Genomic DNA, 16,371 nt, shown 5'->3' with positions numbered 1-16,371 from the left:
AACATTATTTTTTAAGGAGGAGATATCATTTGTGAACGCTAATATACAGACATAAATAATAAAAATTGCATATTAATAATCGTTTCTCAAATGTATATGTAAATACAATGAAATTAGTTTATTTAACTGTGCATCTATACTTTATGTCTTCCGCTTTCAATGACAAATTTTAGGAACTTACGCCTATTTATTCCACATACTGCGATAAATGAGGAGATGAAAAAGGCCATGCGTCAAAGGGGAGAGATTTTATTGAAAAAACTGGCAATTCTAAGCACCGTCATCTGCATAATCATCAGCATCATTCTCATCGGAATCATCAGGGCTGATGCCAAAACTATCTACAACATGGTATGGGTCGGCGAAGATGTTGAGACCGGCGATACCATCGACGTATCAAACAACACGACGTTTCCCCAATATCACGGCGTATATGCCAACGGCGCCAATATTCTGGATATCACCCACGCAGACAATGTCACGGTAATAACAGGGGCCGACGCCGGGGACGCGGTGCGTACCAACCCCGCCAATACCACCTCGACGGCGCAGATACGCATCGGCAACGACTGGACGCTGATCGCCCATGGGGACAGCGCCGACGGCGTTAACCTAAACGGCTACAGCTCTCTCGTTGCGGGAGACAATCTAACGATCAGAATATACGGCAAACAGGGGACGGGACAGTTATATAACGACGCCTTCGGACTGAGGACGAACCACGGCGCAAAAATGAACATCGGCAGCGGTCTGGATATAGAGACCACCTATAACCGTTCTTACGCTATATATCTGTCAGGAAGCAACGGCGGTGAGATCAATATCGGGCAGAACAGTAAGATCAACACAAACGGAGAGACCGCCCACGGAGCATATTTCTCCGGTACCGGCAACAGCCTGACTGTCGACAGCGGCTCCGCCTGGACGACAAACGGAAAAGGCGCGAACGTCCTCAACACAAACGGCAACGAAAGCCGCGCATCCATTGGAAGCAAGGCTGTATGGACGACCAAAGGAGCCGATGCCGCCGTATTGAAAATAGGCAACTATAGGGATGTCAACGTCGATATCGGCGGCAACTCAACGCTGCAAAGTTTGGGTAACAACTCCTCCGGCGTCTACATGGGCGGCGCCGCGGGCTCGTCATCCTCATACGCCGCGGAAAACAGGCTCACCTTAGGAAACAATACGATAATTGCCACCGCAGGCGACCAGTCGCACGGAATCCATATAGCCACGCGCCAGCAGGAATATAACGGCAGCCTGCGCGCCTATTACACGACCGGTAATATTTCGCTGGGAGCCAATTCGCATATCACCACCGCCGGGGACGGCTCGCACGGAGTATATATGACCGGCATAGACAGCACCGTCGATATCGGCGCGAACACTAAGGTAGAGACGAAGGGCGACGGCTCGCACGCGCTATTTGGCAATGAATATAACGCCACGGAGAGTATTTACCGGTATCACTATGGGAAAAACGGCAAGATCAACGCCGGCGACGGTGTACTCCTCTCAACGTCGGGGACCGGCTCGCACGGCGCTTATACGGCCGGCGATACTACCGCCATAGAATTCAAAGGCGGCGCAGCCATCTCGGCAAGCGGAGCGGACAGCTACGCGCTTTACGCCGAGGCTGGCAAAATTACCTCGCTGCTGGACACAGGCGGCGACGTGACCGCGGGCGGCAGGTTCGCGATCATAGGAGATATGAAGACCGGGCAGAACGGCCTCATCGACCTTATGACAACCGAGGGCTCGGCCATTACCGGCAGAGCCTTCGCGGGCGACGGCAATATCACCCTGGATATGAAAGGAACGCACTGGCGGGTGACGGGCGACTCCGACGTGACGAAAATCACCGCCGGCAGCGGCACAAATATTGACCTGAGCGGCGCGCCGCTCGCTGCGGAACTCCACGTCGGCTCTCTGACGACGCACTCCCCGGCCAATCCCGATCTCTACAGCACCTTTACCTTCAAGACCGACGGCGTCAACGAATTGGCCAACCGACTTGTGGTAGAGGGGAGTACAGACGGCTACCACAAGGTATCCGTGGTCAATGACGGCTCGCTTGAGACGACCGGCAACGAACGCATCACCCTGATCGAGAAGGCTGACAAGGGCGGCAGCTTTTCCCTTACAAACACCGTCGAACTTGGAGCCTTCCAGTACGGCCTGCGGAACAATGAAGACGGCAGAGGACGCTACGACGGCCAGGACGGACACTACTGGGAGCTCTACAGTACGGGGCTGGCGCCCGTAGATCCGGGAAAGCCTGATCCCATCAAACCTGACGAACCCGAACCGAAACCGGAATCCAGCAACACCGCCTCCGCCGCGATAAACACCTTTGCGGCAAATTACCTGCTGAACTACGCGGAGACCAATACGCTCATCCAGCGTCTCGGCGACCTGCGCTTCACAGAAAACAGCAATGGCGCCTGGTTCCGCGCCTATGGCGGGAAGTTCGAATCCAACGCCAGATCCTTCGTGAAGGATTTCGACATGGACTACGGCGGACTGCAGGCCGGTTACGACCGTAAGCTGGACAAGAGCTGGTTTAAGGAGGGGGACACCTACGTCGGCGTCTTCTTCGGGTACGGCAAGGGCGATCTGGACTATAAGGACAACGGCCACGGCAGCGGTACGGCGGAAAATAAGACCCTCGGACTGTACGCCACCTACGTCGCAAAGAACGGCTTCTATATCGACACGATAGCCAAGTACGTATGGAGCACTAACGACTTCCGCGTATTCGACACGGCGGGAACGCTGGTCGTCGGAGACGACGTCGACCTCGGCGGCTTCGGCGCCTCCGTGGAGATAGGCAGGCGCTTCCGCCTCAAAGAAAACAGAACCGGCGGCAGATGGTACGTCGAGCCGCAGGCGCAGCTGAGCTATCTGCGCCAGGGCAGCGCCTACTTCAGCGCCAGCAACGGCCTGCGCATCGGGGTGGACGATTTCAACTCACTGCTCGGAAGGCTCGGGGCGCTGATCGGCTATGAGACCGACAGGACGAACTTCTACGCCAAGATATCCTACCTGAAAGAATTTGACGGCGACCTCGACATCCGCTACGCCAGCGGCAAACACATCGCAGGCGAGAGCTTCGGCGACGACTGGTGGACATACGGCATAGGCGTCACGCATCAGGTAAACCCGCGCAACTCTCTCTACTTCTCGCTGGAACGCTCATCCGGCGGCGTATTCACCGAAGACTGGGCCATCCGCGGAGGCTGGCGGGTCACCTTCTAGCAAGGAGAAAAATGGACGGGAGATAAGCGGCTAAGCACGGCCAAAGGCCAGTAGGCCGTCCGCTAATGACAAAACAAAGGGCCGGCGGCGCTCAGGAGATGAAAGCTCCTAAGCGCCGCCGACACTTTATAGCCGCACAGCCTATTTTGCCTAGATTTTGATTAGTATTATTGCCCTCCTGTGAATGGTTCACGCAGCGTATGTTTATACGGTAAATAAAAATGATTTCTAAAAGAAAGCAGGTATAACTATGGAACGTAAAATAATAAAGACGGTACAGGGACAGATGGCGACGGATGGCGCGGGGGTACGCCTCGTGCGCGTGCTCGGCCATGAGACGGTGCGGGACTTTGACCCGTTCCTCATGCTGGACTCATTCGACTCACGAAATCCGGACGACTATACGGCGGGCTTTCCCTTCCACCCGCACAGGGGTATAGAGACGATCACCTACCTCATCGAGGGTGAGATGGAGCACCAGGACAGCCTCGGCAACCGCGGAACGATCCACGGCGGCGAAAGTCAGTGGATGACGGCGGGCAGCGGCATTATGCACCAGGAGATGCCGATGTCCGGCCCCCGTATGCTTGGCCTCCAGATATGGCTCAACCTGCCTCAGGAGGATAAGATGACCGCGCCGCGCTACTTTGACATCAAGGGAGAGATGATAAAAAAGGTAGAGGATGAAAACGCCCTCGTCCGCATCGTCTCCGGCGAATATCAGGGACACCGGGGCGTCTCCACGAACCATATACAGGCCAGCATCTACGACATCACGTTAAAGCGGGGAAAGAAGATCAGCATCCCCACCAAAGAGGGAGAGACCGTCTTTATCTTCACCATCGAGGGAGAGGCGGCAGCAGGCGGCATGAATATCCCCGCAAAGACGGCCGCTCTGTTCGGAGAGGGAGAGAGCGTCACTATCGAGGCTCCCGAGGACAGAGAGGCGCGCATCATCTTCCTCAGCGGCAGACCTCTGCGTGAGCCGGTGGCCTGGGGTGGTCCGGTGGTGATGAACACCGGCGAAGAGATCAGGGAGGCCTTCCTTGAGATGCGCAACGACAGCTTCATCAAGCACGCGCCGGTGGCATAACGGCGCAGGCGCGTCCCGCCGCAAAACCGCACAAAAAAATGCCGGAGCGTCGCTCCGGCATTTTTATATACTGACCTGTACCGCCAATTACTTCTTGAATACCGCCTTAGCGGCCTTGCGGGAGATCTCGATTCCGAGCTGCAGGTCCTCAAGGGGAACGTTGAGCGCGGGACGGAAGCGGACAGTGTTGCTGCCGCAGCCGAGGATGAGCATGTTGTTCTTCTGGCATTCCTTGAGGAAGGCGTCGCGGAGCTGCGGGCAGCAGATGTCATAGGCGCACATAAGTCCCTTGCCGCGGACGTTGCGGATATATCCGGGGAACTCCGCTTCGAGCTCTTTGAGTCCGGCGTAGAGCGCGGGACCGGCGACGTTGCTGACGTAGTCAAGAACTTTGTCGTCGCGGTAGATCTCAAGGTATTTCTGGGCGCGGACCATGTCTACGACCGTGCCGCCCCAGGTCGAGTTGATGCGGCTGGAGACCTTGAAGCAGTTGTTTTCCACTTCGTCGACGCGCGGACCTGCGACAAGTCCGCAGATCTGGGCCTTCTTACCAAAGGAGAAGAGGTCGGGCTTCACGGGGGCGTGATGCTCCCAGGCCCACATCTTGCCGGTGATGCCCATACCGCACTGGACTTCGTCGAAAATAAGGAGCATTTCATTTTCGTCGCAGATCTGGCGCAGCTTCTGGAAGAACTCGGTGCGGAAGTGGTTGTCTCCGCCCTCGCCCTGGATCGTCTCGATGATGACCGCCGCGACGCCGTCGGGATCGTCCATGAGCACCTGCTTGATCTGCTTGATCGCCTGCGCTTCGAGCCACTCGACGTCGCCGATATGTTCCTCAAGCGGGAAGGTGATCTTCGGGTTGATAATGCGCGGCCAGTCGGTAAACTTAGCGTAACGCTGGTGCTTGTTCGGATCGTTGGTGTTCGTTACGGAGAGGGTATAGCCCGAACGTCCGTGGAAGGCTTCGTTGAAGTGCATAATCTTCGTGCCTTTGCGTCCGTTGTAGGCCTCGCCGGGAGTGATCTTGCCTTTCTGCATGAGCTTCTGGACCTTCCAGTCCATCGCCACTTTGAAGGTGTTCTCTACCGCGAGCGTACCGTAGTCAATAAAGAATACATGGTTGAATCCCTCGGGAACGGCCACTTCGCCAAAGGTCTTGATAAATTCCGCCATCTCCTGCGTGTAGATGTCGGAGTTAGCGACCTTGTTGATTGCCGCGCGGAATATCTTCTCTTTAAACTCGGGATTGTCAAGTTTGGGGTGGTTCATTCCAAACGGCGCTGAGGCGAAGAACGTGTAGAAATCCAGCCAGTTTGTGCCTGTGGCGGAGTCGATTATGTGGCTTCCCTTCGACTGCTCCATATCAATAACAATATCAAACCCATCGCGAAGAAGGAGCTTTTCTATTGTTGAGAATACATCTTTCGGCGCTACTGAGCAATTTGACGGCATGTGAACAACCTCCTCGATTTTTGTACCTATTAGGGATAATGGTTCAGTTTACATATTTCTTACATATATTAGTTTACATTCGCCGAGTAATAAAATCAAGATTTAATTTCCAGAATACGATAGGCAATTAAGACTTATTTTTTGCGCTTTTAATGTATAACAAAGATAAATTTCTAAAAATTATCCAATTTATTTATTAAATTTTTTTATAAAAGCTCAGCCGCAGGCAAATTTAAGAATTTTTTAATTATTTCTGGAGAGTAATATTTACCACTATTCATTCCAGGACAGTAATCGGCGTAATAATTCCAAATTTTTTTATCACGCAGCATAGAGGGCCAGAAGGGAAACAAACGGCACTGTAAAGGACGTACTTTGTAAATTTTACAACGCCGCGAGTTTCGTTCGAGGAAAATACAGTCATAATTTTCCATCTCTTTTATACTGCACCTTCCCTCGCGGCGCGTTAAATATTCCTTTCTCAGGGTCGTCTCGTCTATTCCAAGCTCGCGCGCGATCCTAGACCGCTCCTCCGGCGTCACCCAGATGGAGCCCGGTTCACCGCCGCAGCAGCGACCGCAGGCGGTACATTCAAAGCGAATGCCGTCGCGCTCCCACCAATAGTGCATGGCTTTATCTGCCCTTGAAACCCTTTTTCGTTGCGAGATAGACAGCGCCGGTCTCCTTCAGTTTGTCGAGCGACTCCAGCGCGATGCCGGTGCCAAGGGCGACGCATTCGCCGGCCGATTCGGCGACCACAGCGTTTATCTCGGTCTCTTCCATAATCAGCTCCGCAAGGCCGCGCAGGTAGGCTCCGCCTCCCGTGAGGATGATGCCACGGTCCATAACATCGGCGGAGAGCTCCGGCGGCGTCTTTTCAAGGACGCGCTTTATACCGGCGATGATACTGCTCACCGGTTCGTCGATCGCCTTCGCGACGTCGACGCTGTTTACCGTCACCTGGCGGGGCAGCCCCTGGACGAGGTCGCGTCCGCGAATGTCCATCAGCTTGTCCGGCGAGGCCTTCGTCGGGTCGCAGGCGCCGATCTGCTTCTTCACATCCTCCGCCGTCTGCTCGCCGATGGCGAGATTATACTGCTTGCGCATATAGCGGACGATCGCCTCGTCGAACTTGTCGCCGCCGACTCGCAGCGACTCAAAGACGACGAGCCCTCCGAGGGAAACGATCGCGATATCCGTCGTACCGCCGCCGATGTCGACCACCATGTTCCCCACCGCCTCGCCGACCGGCATATTTGCGCCGATCGCGGCGGCCATCGGCTCCTCTATGAGGTAGGCCTCTTTGGCCCCCACTTCAAGGGCGGCCTCGAGCACCGCGCGGCGCTCAACGTCGGTGGCCCCCGCGGGCACGCCGATCATCAGGCGGTGGCGCACGATGCGCTCCATACCGGAGGTGGTTTTCTTGAGGAATTCGCGCAGCATCACCTCGGTCATCGTATAGTCGGCGATCACTCCGTCGCGCAGCGGGCGGATGGCCACCACGTTGCCGGGGGTCTTGCCGATCATGATCTTCGCGTCTTCGCCGACAGAGAGAATCTTTCCCGTGTTCTGGTCCATCGCGACGACCGAGGGTTCGCGCAGCACCACGCCCTTGCCCTTGACGAACACCAGCACCGTCGCCGTGCCTAAATCTATCCCTATATCTCTATTCCACAAATTTGCAGCCTCCCTGTCTCTCTATACAGAGGTCTTCTTTTGCCAAATTTCGGTTCAGCTCAAATATTTATTTTACCATATAAGTGAATATCCGCAGAGGCCTTAACTACACTTAACAGGACAAATCCCGCCTTTTTAACCTCCCGCCGGTCATCTGTGGATTAAGAGATAAATAACGATTTAGCAAAGATTTTGGCTCCCTCATTGAGGGAGCTGGCTCGGCGATGTTTTTTCGCCGAGACTGAGGGAGTGTTGACCTTATGTTCTTCCGCGGCTTTTGCCGCGGGCTTTGTTTGGCGCGGTTACCGCGCCAAACAGAGTAACACTCCTTCCGTCAGCCGCCAAAAAACTGGCGGCCGACACCTCTGATGTAACTACCAGCCGAATCGCACGAAATCAAAGATTTCGGCTCTCTGGCCGCCTCAGAGAAGGAGGCTTTAAGAAAAAAATACCGTTTATCATCGATAGGGCATAAGCTAAATCGCTATTTATATCTCTTCTGCCTTCTGTTTTTTGCTGAAGAGTTTGCGGGAGAGCCTTACGGGCGGCCCGTCTGCCACAATTTTTCGCCGTATGATATTTTCCACAGGTAGAGGCCGCAGGCCGGGAAGGTCCGGCCTCCGTCGGAGCGGCTGCTTTTTTCCGTGTTGAGCAGCTCCCTTATCTGCGGCGGGCTTATCTGCCCCAGAGCGGCCATCTCCAGGTTGCCGAGGATGATGCGCACCATATTGTGCAGGAAGCCATCTCCCTTTATCTGCAGGACTACGAGGGGCCTTCTGTCGATGAGGCGTATCTTCGTAATTTTCCGGACGGTGCTCTGTTCGTTTCCCTCAAGACGGCAGAAGTTTCTGAAGTCGTGACTTCCAAGCAGCTCCTTCGCCGCCGCAGCAGCCGCGCCCCAGTCGTAACGCTGCGGCTTTATCCAGCAGACTTTTCCCACTATATGCGGGTATATGGCGCTCGCGTTCCAGATGAAATATCGGTATTCCCTCTCTTTGGCGCTGAAGCGGGCATGGAAGTCACCGCGCACGGCGGCGGCCCTCATGAGGCTGACTCCCTCCGGCAGGTGCGCGTTGGCCGCGAGCAGCAGGCGGCGCGGCTCCCATTCGCGGGCCATATCAAATGAGCAGACCTGCCCCTTCGCGTGTACCCCGGTATCGGTGCGTCCGGCGCCCGCAACCGGCGTATGGCGGCCGTTTATTTTGGAGATGGCCTCCTCTAGCGCCTGCTGCACGGTGGGCAGCTCCGGCTGTATCTGCCAGCCGAAAAATTTGCCGCCGTCGTAACTGACCTCCGCCGCGTAGCGGTTCATAACGGAAAGAACCTCTCTCCGCAGACGATGGCGGCAGAGACGGCAAAAAAGACCGCGAGCGCCGCGCTGTCGCAAGTCCGCCAACGCAGCGGTTTCAGGCGCGTGCGCCCCGCGCCGCCGTTGTAGCCGCGCGCCTCCATCGCCACCGCAAGGCTCTCGGCGCGCCGGAAGATGATCACAAAGAGCGGTATGAGCACGGGAATGTAGGCCTTTGCGCGTTTCATCAGTCCACCCTCGTCAAATTCCGCGCCGCGCGACTTCTGCGCCTTTATTATCCGCCCCGTCTCCTCAAAGAGGGTCGGGATAAAGCGCAGCGCTATCGTGATCATCATCGCTATTTCGTGCGCCGGGACGCCGATACGTTTCAGCGGCGAAAGCAGTCCCTCAAGGCCGTCCGATATCTGCGACGGCGAGGTGGTGAAGGTGAGCAGCGAGGCGTACATAACGAGGCAGGCAAGACGCAGCGCCATGGTCAGCGCAAGGTATATGCCCTGTCTTGTGACCGTAAACCGGCCAATACCGGCGACGACGTCGCCGGGGGTGAGAAAGAGGTGCAGCAGCGAGGTAAATATAATAAGTATAAGGACGGGACGGGCCGACGCGGCGACGACACGCGACGGTATCCGGGAATATCTGGTGAGGCACAAAAGCAGTATGCTCCAAATGATGAATGCCGTCAGGGTGTGCGTCATGAAGACCGCGGCCATTACGGCGATCGTAAGAATTATTTTTGCGCGCGGATCGAGCGCGTGGACCGGCGACTTGGCGGGAATGTATTGGCCAAGCGCAATTTTATCAAAGGCTGCCATCTTTTCTCCTGTTTAGTCTCTCTGCCGCAGGCAGGGTCAAATATTTTTTTACGCCGCCGGAGCGAGTCTCTTTACCAGTTCATCAGGGCTCCAGGCGAGGCTCTCTATCTTTCCCACCGCTTTGAGCCGCTTTGCCAGCGCCAGTACCTCCGGGACGGCAAGGCCCTTTATATTTTTTTCGCATATCAACGCCGCGGTCTCGCACGGGGAGGCCCAGGAGAGCGCCCGTCCCTCTTCAAGGACCAGTATCTTCGCGCTGAGCTCCAGCGCCAGCTCTATGTCGTGGGTGATATGGATTATACCCATCCCCTCTTTGGCAAAGTTTCTAAGGGTCTCGATCAGCTCCAGAGAGGCTCTGCCGTCCAGCCCCGCCGTCGGCTCGTCCAGGACGAGATATGAGGGAGCCGCCGCAATGACGGAGGCAATCGCCACCCTGCGCTTCTGCCCGCCGGAGATGTTATAGGGCGACGCGGAGAGTATTTTTTCATCAAGGCCGACGGCCTTGACCGCCTTAGGAATGATCTCTTTTATCTCTTCCGCCCCGATCCCCCAGTTTCGCGGCGCGAAGGCGATCTCCTCCGCTACCGTTTCGGCAAATATCTGCTCCTCCGGGTACTGGAATACGAGGCCGACCTTCCGGCGCGCCTCGCGGGCAGCGGCTGTTCCGGCCGACGTATCGATACCGTCGACGGATACGGTGCCACTTTGCGGTATTATCAGGGCGTTGAGATGCTGCGCGAGGGTCGATTTTCCGCTTCCCGTGTGCCCCAGGACGGAGACGATCTCTCCGGCGGCGACTTCAAAGGAGATCTCGTGCAGCGCCGGGTGTTCGGTCGGCAGCCCCTTGTTGTAGGTGTAGCTGAGTTCTTTTACGGTCAGCGGCATAGCAGTTTTTCTCCGATGCTTTCGACGGAGGTTTCTGTATCCTCCGGTATCAGGCCGCGCTCCGCAAGCAGTTCGTAAAGACGCTCCAAAGGCGGTTTACTGAGATTCATCGCGCGCAGCTCCGCGTCGCTTTTCCGCAAAAAATCCCGTGCCGGCATCTCCATCGCGATAACTCCGTCCGCAAGAACGACCACCCTGTCCGCCTCCCTGATCTCGTCCAGCCTGTGAGTGACCTCCACTATGGTTCGCCCTTTTTTGTGCTCCGCCGCGATGATTTCCGTGAAGTCACGGCGCGACTGGGGATCGAGCATCGACATGGCCTCGTCGAGCAGGAGCGCCCGCGGACGCATCGCAAGCGCGCCGGCGAGGGCCAGCCGCTGTTTCTGGCCGCCCGAGAGGGATGATACGAGACTCTCTCTTCGCTCAGCCAGTCCGGTCGCCGCCAGCGCCTCTTCGACCCGCGCCGATATCTCCGCCGAAGGGCAGCCGAGGTTTTCCGGGCCGAAGGCGACCTCCTCTTCCACGGTGGCGGCGACGATCTGGTCTTCAGGGTTTTGGAAGACGATCGCCGAAACGCCTCGCAGTTCGCCGCTCTTAGCCTCGGCGGTATTTCGCCCCTCCACAAAACAAAGGCCCTGCGTGGGGAGCAGCAGGGCGCTTAAAAGTTTTAGGAGCGTGGACTTTCCGGAACCGTTTGAACCAAGAAGCGCAACCCACTCTCCGGCGCGGATTTCTAAATCGATACCCTTGAGTATCTTTTCAGAGGCATTCGGATAGCAAAACTCCGCGCCTTTGAGTATGAATTGTCTTTCTTGAGCCATATATTAGTCAACCAGCTGTATTACCGCCATCGGAGAGGAGTCGCCGACGCGCGCGCCGATCTTTACGATTCTTGTGTAGCCGCCGTTGCGCTCGGCATACTTGGGTCCGAGTTCGTCAAACAGCTTTATTACCGCCTCTTTGTGAGGGATGCGTGCGATCACGAGACGGCGGTCGCTGAGCGTGCCGGACTTAGCTTTGGTGATAAGCTTTTCGGCGACGCGGCGGAGCTCTTTCGCTCTCGTCTCTGTCGTTACTATGCTGCCCTCGATGAAGAGACTGGCAGCCATGTTACCGAGCATGGCCCACCTATGGGAACTGCAGCGTCCCAACCGCCTTGTGTTCATGCGGTGTCTCATTGGTTATTCCTCCTTCAGATTCTGTTCGTTATCATCCAAATCCTCGTCGTCATCATCAAGCGGGGTGCTGATATCGCCGCTGAGATGAAGGTCGAATTTGGCCAGTTTCTCCTCGATCTCTTTAAGAGAGATTTTGCCGAGGTTGCGGATTTTCAGAAGGTCGTCCCTCGTCCTGGAGACGAGTTCGCCTATCATATGGACTCCGCCGCGGAGCAGGCAGTTTTCACTGCGCACCGAAAGCTCAAGGTCTCTCACGGGACGTGAGTAGATCGAGTTCTCTCCCATCTGGAAGCCGGAGAGTCCGCTGTGCGCGTCAAAGCCCTTGTTTCCGCCCATCGCCGCCGCACGCGAGGCCTCGTCGTTCTTAATGATCTCATCAAGAGCGCTTGTTCCGGGGCCGGCAAGCGAATCCACAATCGAGGAGTAGTATCCCTTGAGGATACGGCTGGCCTGAATGACTGCGGACTCAGGAGTCACAACGCCGTTGGTCCAGATCTCCAGCGTAAGGCTGTCGTAGTCTGTACGCTGTCCCATACGTTTATCCTGAATGTCGTACTTCACACGCTGTACGGGGGAAAAGAGGGCGTCTGTCTGAAGAGCATCCACCGGCAGGTAGGATGCCCGCGGACGATCTATCGGCGCGTAACCGGTACCGGTGGCGACGTAGATGTCCATAGACAGGGAATGTCCCTCTTCAAGCGTACAGATGTACGCCTCCGGATCGGGAAATTCAACTTCGCTGTCTGGATCGATATCCGACACCGTCACGGCCTTCGGTCCCTTGGCTTCGAGATGAAGGGTGCGCACCGATGTTGAATGGCAGCGAACGGGAATATGTTTCAAATTTACCAGAAGTTCGATAACGTCCTCTTTAACTCCCGGAATTGTGCTGAATTCATGCAGGACTCCCTCAACGCGCACGGCGACGACCGCCGCCCCACTAATTGAGGAGAGAAGAACACGGCGCAATGAATTGCCCAGTGTTACTCCGTAGCCTCTTTCAAGAGGCTCAACGGTAATTTTACCGTACGACGGGGTGGATTCCTGTACTATGATCTCATGACGATCATGCTCCATATTCTCCCCCACCTTTCGTTTCACTAACGTGCATAGAATTCAACAACAAGCTGTTCGTTTACTGGTACGTCTATCTGCTCACGGACCGGTACTGCGACTAACGAGCCTGACATTGCTTCCGGATTAAATTCAAGCCACGCGGGAATGCTGCGGCTTGCTGACGCTTCGGCGTTCTGCTTGATCGTCGGGACGTCGCGGCTGCCTTCGGCAACGGCGACGACATCTCCGACCTTGAGGAGCGCGCTGGGGATGTCAAGCTTGCGGCCGTTGACGGTGAAGTGTCCATGGCAGACAAGCTGACGAGCCTGGCTGCGGCTTACACCGAGGCCAAGGCGGTATACGACGTTGTCAAGACGGCGCTCCAGAAGCTGGAGGAAGTTATGGCCCGTCTGACCTGACATCCCGGTCGCCTTCTTGTATATTGTGCTGAACTGGGTCTCGTTGATACCGTAGAAGCGGCGAAGCTTCTGCTTCTCACGGAGACGAAGTCCATATTCGCTCATCTTGCCGCGGCGCGTTCCGTGCTGGCCGGGCTTTGAGTTACGCTTTGTGAGTCCGCACTTTTCTGTATAGCAGCGGTCTCCCTTCAAAAAGAGCTTGGCGCCCTCTGCGCGGCAGAGCCTGCAGACAGGTCCTGTGTATCTGCTCATGCTAATAAGTACCTCCTTATAGGACTACACGCGGCGCCGCTTGGGCGGACGGCATCCGTTGTGCGGGATCGGCGTTGCGTCGCGGATTACGTTTACCTGCAGCCCCGCCGCCTGAAGCGAACGGATGGCAGATTCACGTCCCGGGCCGGGGCCCTTGACTACGACGTCAATTTCCACTACTCCGTGGTCCTGGGCAACCTTTGCCGCCTGTGCCGCCGACATCTGCGCGGCGTACGGGGTCGACTTACGGGTCCCCTTGAAGCCGACGTTTCCGCCTGAGGCCCATGAAAGGGCGTTGCCCTGCTTGTCTGTAAGTGTCACGATGGTGTTGTTGAATGTTGAGTAGATATGCGCGACACCATAGCTGACGTTCTTTTTCTCTTTGCGCTTACGGCTGCGCTGTACGCGTTTGGCCAACTGTTATTCCCTCCCTGGTTGCACCTTACTTGGTGGCTTTCTTTTTGCCCGCGACAGTCCTCTTCGGACCTTTGCGAGTACGGGCGTTCGTCTTTGTCCTCTGGCCTCTGACGGGGAGACCCTGACGATGTCTGAGTCCGCGATAGCAGCCTATGTCCATGAGACGCTTGATGTTCATCGCTATGTCGCGGCGAAGGTCACCTTCTACCAGGCGGTTGTCTTCAATTTCAGCGCGAAGTTTCTGCTCTTCTTCCTCTGACAGGTCCTTCACACGGGTGTTGGGATCAATCCCCGTGACCTTTATGATATCGTTCGCAACTGCCGGCCCGATACCAAAAATATAGGTAAGGGCTATTTCGATCCTCTTCTCACGCGGCAGGTCAACACCGGCTAAACGAGCCATTCCCTGCTACCTCCTTGCTCCCTGACGCTGCTTATGGCGCGGGTTTCTGCTGCAGATCACGCGCACTACGCCGTGACGCTTGATAATTCTGCAATATTCACATATAGGTTTGACCGACGGTCTTACTTTCATTAAATGCAGACCTCCTTGACTGTACTTGTTCCATCCATGGCGAGATATTCGCCTACTTGTATCTGTATGTTATCCTACCGCGCGTCAGGTCGTAAGGCGAGAGTTGCAAAAGAACTTTATCGCCCGGCAGTATCCTGATAAAATGCATGCGCATTTTGCCCGAGACATGAGCCAGTATCTTGTGGCCATTTTCCAGCTCAACGCGGAACATGGCATTTGGCAGCGGCTCCACTACCTTGCCCTTTACTTCAATTACTTCTTCTTTGGCCATTCGGCAGCTTCATCCTCCTGTTCGCAAGATGTGCCGCTGTTTTCCAATAGCTTGGAAATTTTCTGCATCAACCAGCCGTTGTCCAGAGGTTTCCCGCCAGCGACACGCCCAGCCACATCTTCGAGATTATAGTGCGTTTGTTGCAGATGAATAACATTCTTTTTCTTGGGCCTCGCCGCTGTGTATTCGGCCCCGTTGGCTATCAGTATCCTGCCGTCACATGCTCCCATCACAGCGAATGGTTTCCCCGCGTATTTACCGCGGCGCACGATGACGACATCCCCGGTGCGGAACCCCTCTTTATATGTGGAGGAGTTTACTCCCATGGCGTAAGTATCTCCACGCCGTCGTCCGTTACGAGGAGGCTGTACTCAAAATGAGCGGCATCGCTTCCATCCTTCGTTACGACGGTCCATCCGTCAGAGAGGGTCTTTACCTCTTCGGCCCCGGTCATCACCATCGGCTCTACGCAAAAGGTCATCCGCGGTTTGACGGTTATACCGCTTCCAGGCTTTCCAAAATTGGGAACCTGTGGCGCCTCGTGCAGCCGGTGTCCGATGCCGTGTCCGGCGTAGTCTCTCACAAGACCGCAGCCGGCGGGGATCACTACGTTTTCTACCGCAAACCCGATGTCTCCGAGGGTCGCTCCCGGTTTGACCGCGGCGGCGCCTTTGTGCAGGGACTCAAGTGTAAGGTCGAGCAGCCGCTGTCGCTCTTCACTTATCTTCCCCACCGCATAGGTGCAGGCCGCGTCTCCGAAGAAGCCCTCGATTGAGGCGCCGGTGTCGATACTGATTATATCTCCCTCTTCAAGAATTCTCTTTTTGGAGGGGATTCCGTGCACGACTTCATCGTTTATCGAAGCGCAGATCGTGCCTGGAAAGGGGACCGATACCCAAGGTACCTTATACCCTTTGAAGGCGGGCTTCGCACCTGCTTTTTTTACCAGATTTTCAGCCGCCTCGTCAAGGGTCAGGGTATCGATTCCCGGCTTGACCATTTCCCGCATTAATTTGAGAATGTCAGCAACGATCTGACCCGCCCTGCGCATCTTGGCTATGTCGCGATCGCTCTTAAATGTGATCATTAAAGTACAGCCTCAGCCTTTCCGCTGCTCAAGTATCTTAAGGACCGCGTCTTTGCCGCCGGTGGCGTCAACTGTAATGAGCAGTCCCTTTTTACCATAGTAATCTATGAGCGGGGATGTCTGCCCGTGGAATACGGAGAGGCGGTTGCGGATGACGCTTTCTTTGTCGTCGTCACGCTGAATGACCTCGCCGCCACACTTATCACAGACGCCCTCTTTCGCCGCGGGCTTGAGTACTGTGTTGTAGATCTCGCCGCACTGTTTGCAGACTCTTCTTGCCGTAAGTCTGCCGACGACGGTATCATCGTCTATCTCAAGGCTGACCACCGCGTCAAGCTTGATGCCGAGTTTCGCGAGCATCAGGTCAAGAGCCTCGGCCTGCCCGATCGTGCGCGGGAAACCGTCAAGGAGGAAACCATCTTTGCAGTCGGCCTCCAGCAGACGCTTTTCCATCATGCCAATGATCACTTCATCAGGCACGAGTTTTCCGGCGTCCATATATTCTTTTGCGCTCTTGCCGAGCTCCGTCCCCGCCTTGACATTGGCGCGGAGAATATCGCCCGTCGATATATGCGCTACGGGATATTTGCCCTTAATACTGTCAGCCTGCGTGCCTTTGCCGGCTCCCGGCGCTCCAAGAAGAATGATCCTCATTTTCGATTCG

General features: G+C 55.8%; 19 protein-coding genes. 2 read left to right on the top strand and 17 right to left on the bottom strand.

What is annotated here, in order from left to right:
• Window positions 1-252 precede the first annotated feature (252 nt).
• Both BED41_RS05265 and BED41_RS05260 read left to right on the top strand, forming a co-directional pair.
• On the top strand, window positions 253-3,261 hold the full coding sequence (locus tag BED41_RS05265; protein ID WP_066743799.1) for an autotransporter family protein: 3,009 nt from the start codon (window positions 253-255) through the stop codon (window positions 3,259-3,261).
• Between the two features lie 250 nt (window positions 3,262-3,511).
• On the top strand, window positions 3,512-4,354 hold the full coding sequence (locus tag BED41_RS05260; protein ID WP_066743797.1) for a pirin family protein: 843 nt from the start codon (window positions 3,512-3,514) through the stop codon (window positions 4,352-4,354).
• Between the two features lie 87 nt (window positions 4,355-4,441).
• Here BED41_RS05260 and lat read toward each other — a convergent pair whose 3' ends face one another.
• The 17 genes from lat to BED41_RS05185 form a co-directional block, all read right to left on the bottom strand.
• The gene (lat, locus tag BED41_RS05255) at window positions 4,442-5,809 is read right to left on the bottom strand and encodes an L-lysine 6-transaminase (protein WP_066743795.1); all 1,368 of its coding nucleotides are present in this window, start codon (window positions 5,807-5,809) and stop codon (window positions 4,442-4,444) included.
• Between the two features lie 206 nt (window positions 5,810-6,015).
• On the bottom strand, window positions 6,016-6,438 hold the full coding sequence (locus tag BED41_RS16090; protein WP_084002266.1) for a YkgJ family cysteine cluster protein: 423 nt from the start codon (window positions 6,436-6,438) through the stop codon (window positions 6,016-6,018).
• 4 nt (window positions 6,439-6,442) lie between these two features.
• Window positions 6,443-7,486, bottom strand: a complete 1,044-nt coding sequence (locus BED41_RS05250) for a rod shape-determining protein (RefSeq protein WP_066743793.1) — start codon at window positions 7,484-7,486, stop codon at window positions 6,443-6,445.
• 538 nt (window positions 7,487-8,024) lie between these two features.
• Window positions 8,025-8,798: a tRNA pseudouridine(38-40) synthase TruA gene (gene truA / locus BED41_RS05245; RefSeq protein ID WP_066743791.1), complete on the bottom strand. Its 774-nt coding sequence runs from the start codon at window positions 8,796-8,798 to the stop codon at window positions 8,025-8,027.
• On the bottom strand, window positions 8,795-9,607 hold the full coding sequence (locus BED41_RS05240; RefSeq protein WP_066743789.1) for an energy-coupling factor transporter transmembrane component T family protein: 813 nt from the start codon (window positions 9,605-9,607) through the stop codon (window positions 8,795-8,797). The genes truA and BED41_RS05240 overlap by 4 nt, the downstream gene beginning before the upstream one ends.
• Window positions 9,608-9,655: 48 nt before the next feature.
• Window positions 9,656-10,492, bottom strand: a complete 837-nt coding sequence (locus tag BED41_RS05235) for an ATP-binding cassette domain-containing protein (protein WP_066743787.1) — start codon at window positions 10,490-10,492, stop codon at window positions 9,656-9,658.
• Window positions 10,483-11,313 carry an ATP-binding cassette domain-containing protein gene (locus BED41_RS05230; protein ID WP_066743781.1) on the bottom strand — a complete coding sequence of 277 codons (831 nt, stop codon included), beginning with the start codon at window positions 11,311-11,313 and terminating at the stop codon, window positions 10,483-10,485. The genes BED41_RS05235 and BED41_RS05230 overlap by 10 nt, the downstream gene beginning before the upstream one ends.
• Before the next feature lie 3 nt (window positions 11,314-11,316).
• Entirely contained in the window at window positions 11,317-11,670 is a 354-nt protein-coding gene (rplQ, locus tag BED41_RS05225; protein WP_066743779.1) for a 50S ribosomal protein L17, read from the bottom strand.
• Between the two features lie 3 nt (window positions 11,671-11,673).
• Window positions 11,674-12,747 (bottom strand): DNA-directed RNA polymerase subunit alpha, encoded by a 1,074-nt coding sequence (locus tag BED41_RS05220; protein WP_066743777.1) that lies wholly within the window; start codon window positions 12,745-12,747, stop codon window positions 11,674-11,676.
• Window positions 12,748-12,770: 23 nt separating this feature from the next.
• Window positions 12,771-13,397 (bottom strand): 30S ribosomal protein S4, encoded by a 627-nt coding sequence (rpsD, locus tag BED41_RS05215; RefSeq protein ID WP_066743775.1) that lies wholly within the window; start codon window positions 13,395-13,397, stop codon window positions 12,771-12,773.
• 24 nt (window positions 13,398-13,421) lie between these two features.
• On the bottom strand, window positions 13,422-13,814 hold the full coding sequence (rpsK, locus tag BED41_RS05210) for a 30S ribosomal protein S11 (protein WP_008711024.1): 393 nt from the start codon (window positions 13,812-13,814) through the stop codon (window positions 13,422-13,424).
• Window positions 13,815-13,839: 25 nt separating this feature from the next.
• Window positions 13,840-14,217 carry a 30S ribosomal protein S13 gene (rpsM, locus tag BED41_RS05205; RefSeq protein WP_066743773.1) on the bottom strand — a complete coding sequence of 126 codons (378 nt, stop codon included), beginning with the start codon at window positions 14,215-14,217 and terminating at the stop codon, window positions 13,840-13,842.
• A 6-nt stretch (window positions 14,218-14,223) separates the two neighbouring features.
• Entirely contained in the window at window positions 14,224-14,349 is a 126-nt protein-coding gene (gene rpmJ / locus BED41_RS16085; RefSeq protein WP_008711021.1) for a 50S ribosomal protein L36, read from the bottom strand.
• Window positions 14,350-14,401: 52 nt separating this feature from the next.
• A complete protein-coding gene (infA, locus tag BED41_RS05200; RefSeq protein ID WP_066743771.1) occupies window positions 14,402-14,620 on the bottom strand; it encodes a translation initiation factor IF-1 in 219 nt (72 codons plus the stop codon).
• The gene (locus BED41_RS05195; RefSeq protein ID WP_066743769.1) at window positions 14,602-14,946 is read right to left on the bottom strand and encodes a KOW domain-containing RNA-binding protein; all 345 of its coding nucleotides are present in this window, start codon (window positions 14,944-14,946) and stop codon (window positions 14,602-14,604) included. The genes infA and BED41_RS05195 overlap by 19 nt, the downstream gene beginning before the upstream one ends.
• Window positions 14,937-15,707: a type I methionyl aminopeptidase gene (gene map, locus BED41_RS05190; RefSeq protein ID WP_066743767.1), complete on the bottom strand. Its 771-nt coding sequence runs from the start codon at window positions 15,705-15,707 to the stop codon at window positions 14,937-14,939. Before map ends, BED41_RS05195 begins: the two co-directional genes overlap by 10 nt.
• A 12-nt stretch (window positions 15,708-15,719) precedes the next feature.
• Window positions 15,720-16,361 carry an adenylate kinase gene (locus tag BED41_RS05185; protein WP_066743765.1) on the bottom strand — a complete coding sequence of 214 codons (642 nt, stop codon included), beginning with the start codon at window positions 16,359-16,361 and terminating at the stop codon, window positions 15,720-15,722.
• Window positions 16,362-16,371 lie beyond the last annotated feature (10 nt).

Origin of the sequence: Cloacibacillus porcorum (genome assembly GCF_001701045.1) — a bacterium.
Classification (GTDB): Bacteria; Synergistota; Synergistia; order Synergistales; family Synergistaceae; genus Cloacibacillus; species Cloacibacillus porcorum.
Note: the sequence above shows the minus strand (reverse complement) of the source record. Positions and strands in the feature narration are given on the sequence as shown.

Coding starts and splice junctions, on each gene's coding strand:
- BED41_RS05260 (WP_066743797.1), top strand. CDS start 3,512: ATGGAACGTAAAATAATAAAGACGGTACAGGGACAGATGGCGACGGAT.
- lat (WP_066743795.1), bottom strand. CDS start 5,809: ATGCCGTCAAATTGCTCAGTAGCGCCGAAAGATGTATTCTCAACAATA.
- BED41_RS16090 (WP_084002266.1), bottom strand. CDS start 6,438: ATGCACTATTGGTGGGAGCGCGACGGCATTCGCTTTGAATGTACCGCC.
- truA (WP_066743791.1), bottom strand. CDS start 8,798: ATGAACCGCTACGCGGCGGAGGTCAGTTACGACGGCGGCAAATTTTTC.
- BED41_RS05240 (WP_066743789.1), bottom strand. CDS start 9,607: ATGGCAGCCTTTGATAAAATTGCGCTTGGCCAATACATTCCCGCCAAG.
- BED41_RS05235 (WP_066743787.1), bottom strand. CDS start 10,492: ATGCCGCTGACCGTAAAAGAACTCAGCTACACCTACAACAAGGGGCTG.
- BED41_RS05230 (WP_066743781.1), bottom strand. CDS start 11,313: ATGGCTCAAGAAAGACAATTCATACTCAAAGGCGCGGAGTTTTGCTAT.
- rplQ (WP_066743779.1), bottom strand. CDS start 11,670: ATGAGACACCGCATGAACACAAGGCGGTTGGGACGCTGCAGTTCCCAT.
- BED41_RS05220 (WP_066743777.1), bottom strand. CDS start 12,747: ATGGAGCATGATCGTCATGAGATCATAGTACAGGAATCCACCCCGTCG.
- rpsD (WP_066743775.1), bottom strand. CDS start 13,397: ATGAGCAGATACACAGGACCTGTCTGCAGGCTCTGCCGCGCAGAGGGC.
- rpsM (WP_066743773.1), bottom strand. CDS start 14,217: ATGGCTCGTTTAGCCGGTGTTGACCTGCCGCGTGAGAAGAGGATCGAA.
- rpmJ (WP_008711021.1), bottom strand. CDS start 14,349: ATGAAAGTAAGACCGTCGGTCAAACCTATATGTGAATATTGCAGAATT.
- infA (WP_066743771.1), bottom strand. CDS start 14,620: ATGGCCAAAGAAGAAGTAATTGAAGTAAAGGGCAAGGTAGTGGAGCCG.
- BED41_RS05195 (WP_066743769.1), bottom strand. CDS start 14,946: ATGGGAGTAAACTCCTCCACATATAAAGAGGGGTTCCGCACCGGGGAT.
- map (WP_066743767.1), bottom strand. CDS start 15,707: ATGATCACATTTAAGAGCGATCGCGACATAGCCAAGATGCGCAGGGCG.
- BED41_RS05185 (WP_066743765.1), bottom strand. CDS start 16,361: ATGAGGATCATTCTTCTTGGAGCGCCGGGAGCCGGCAAAGGCACGCAG.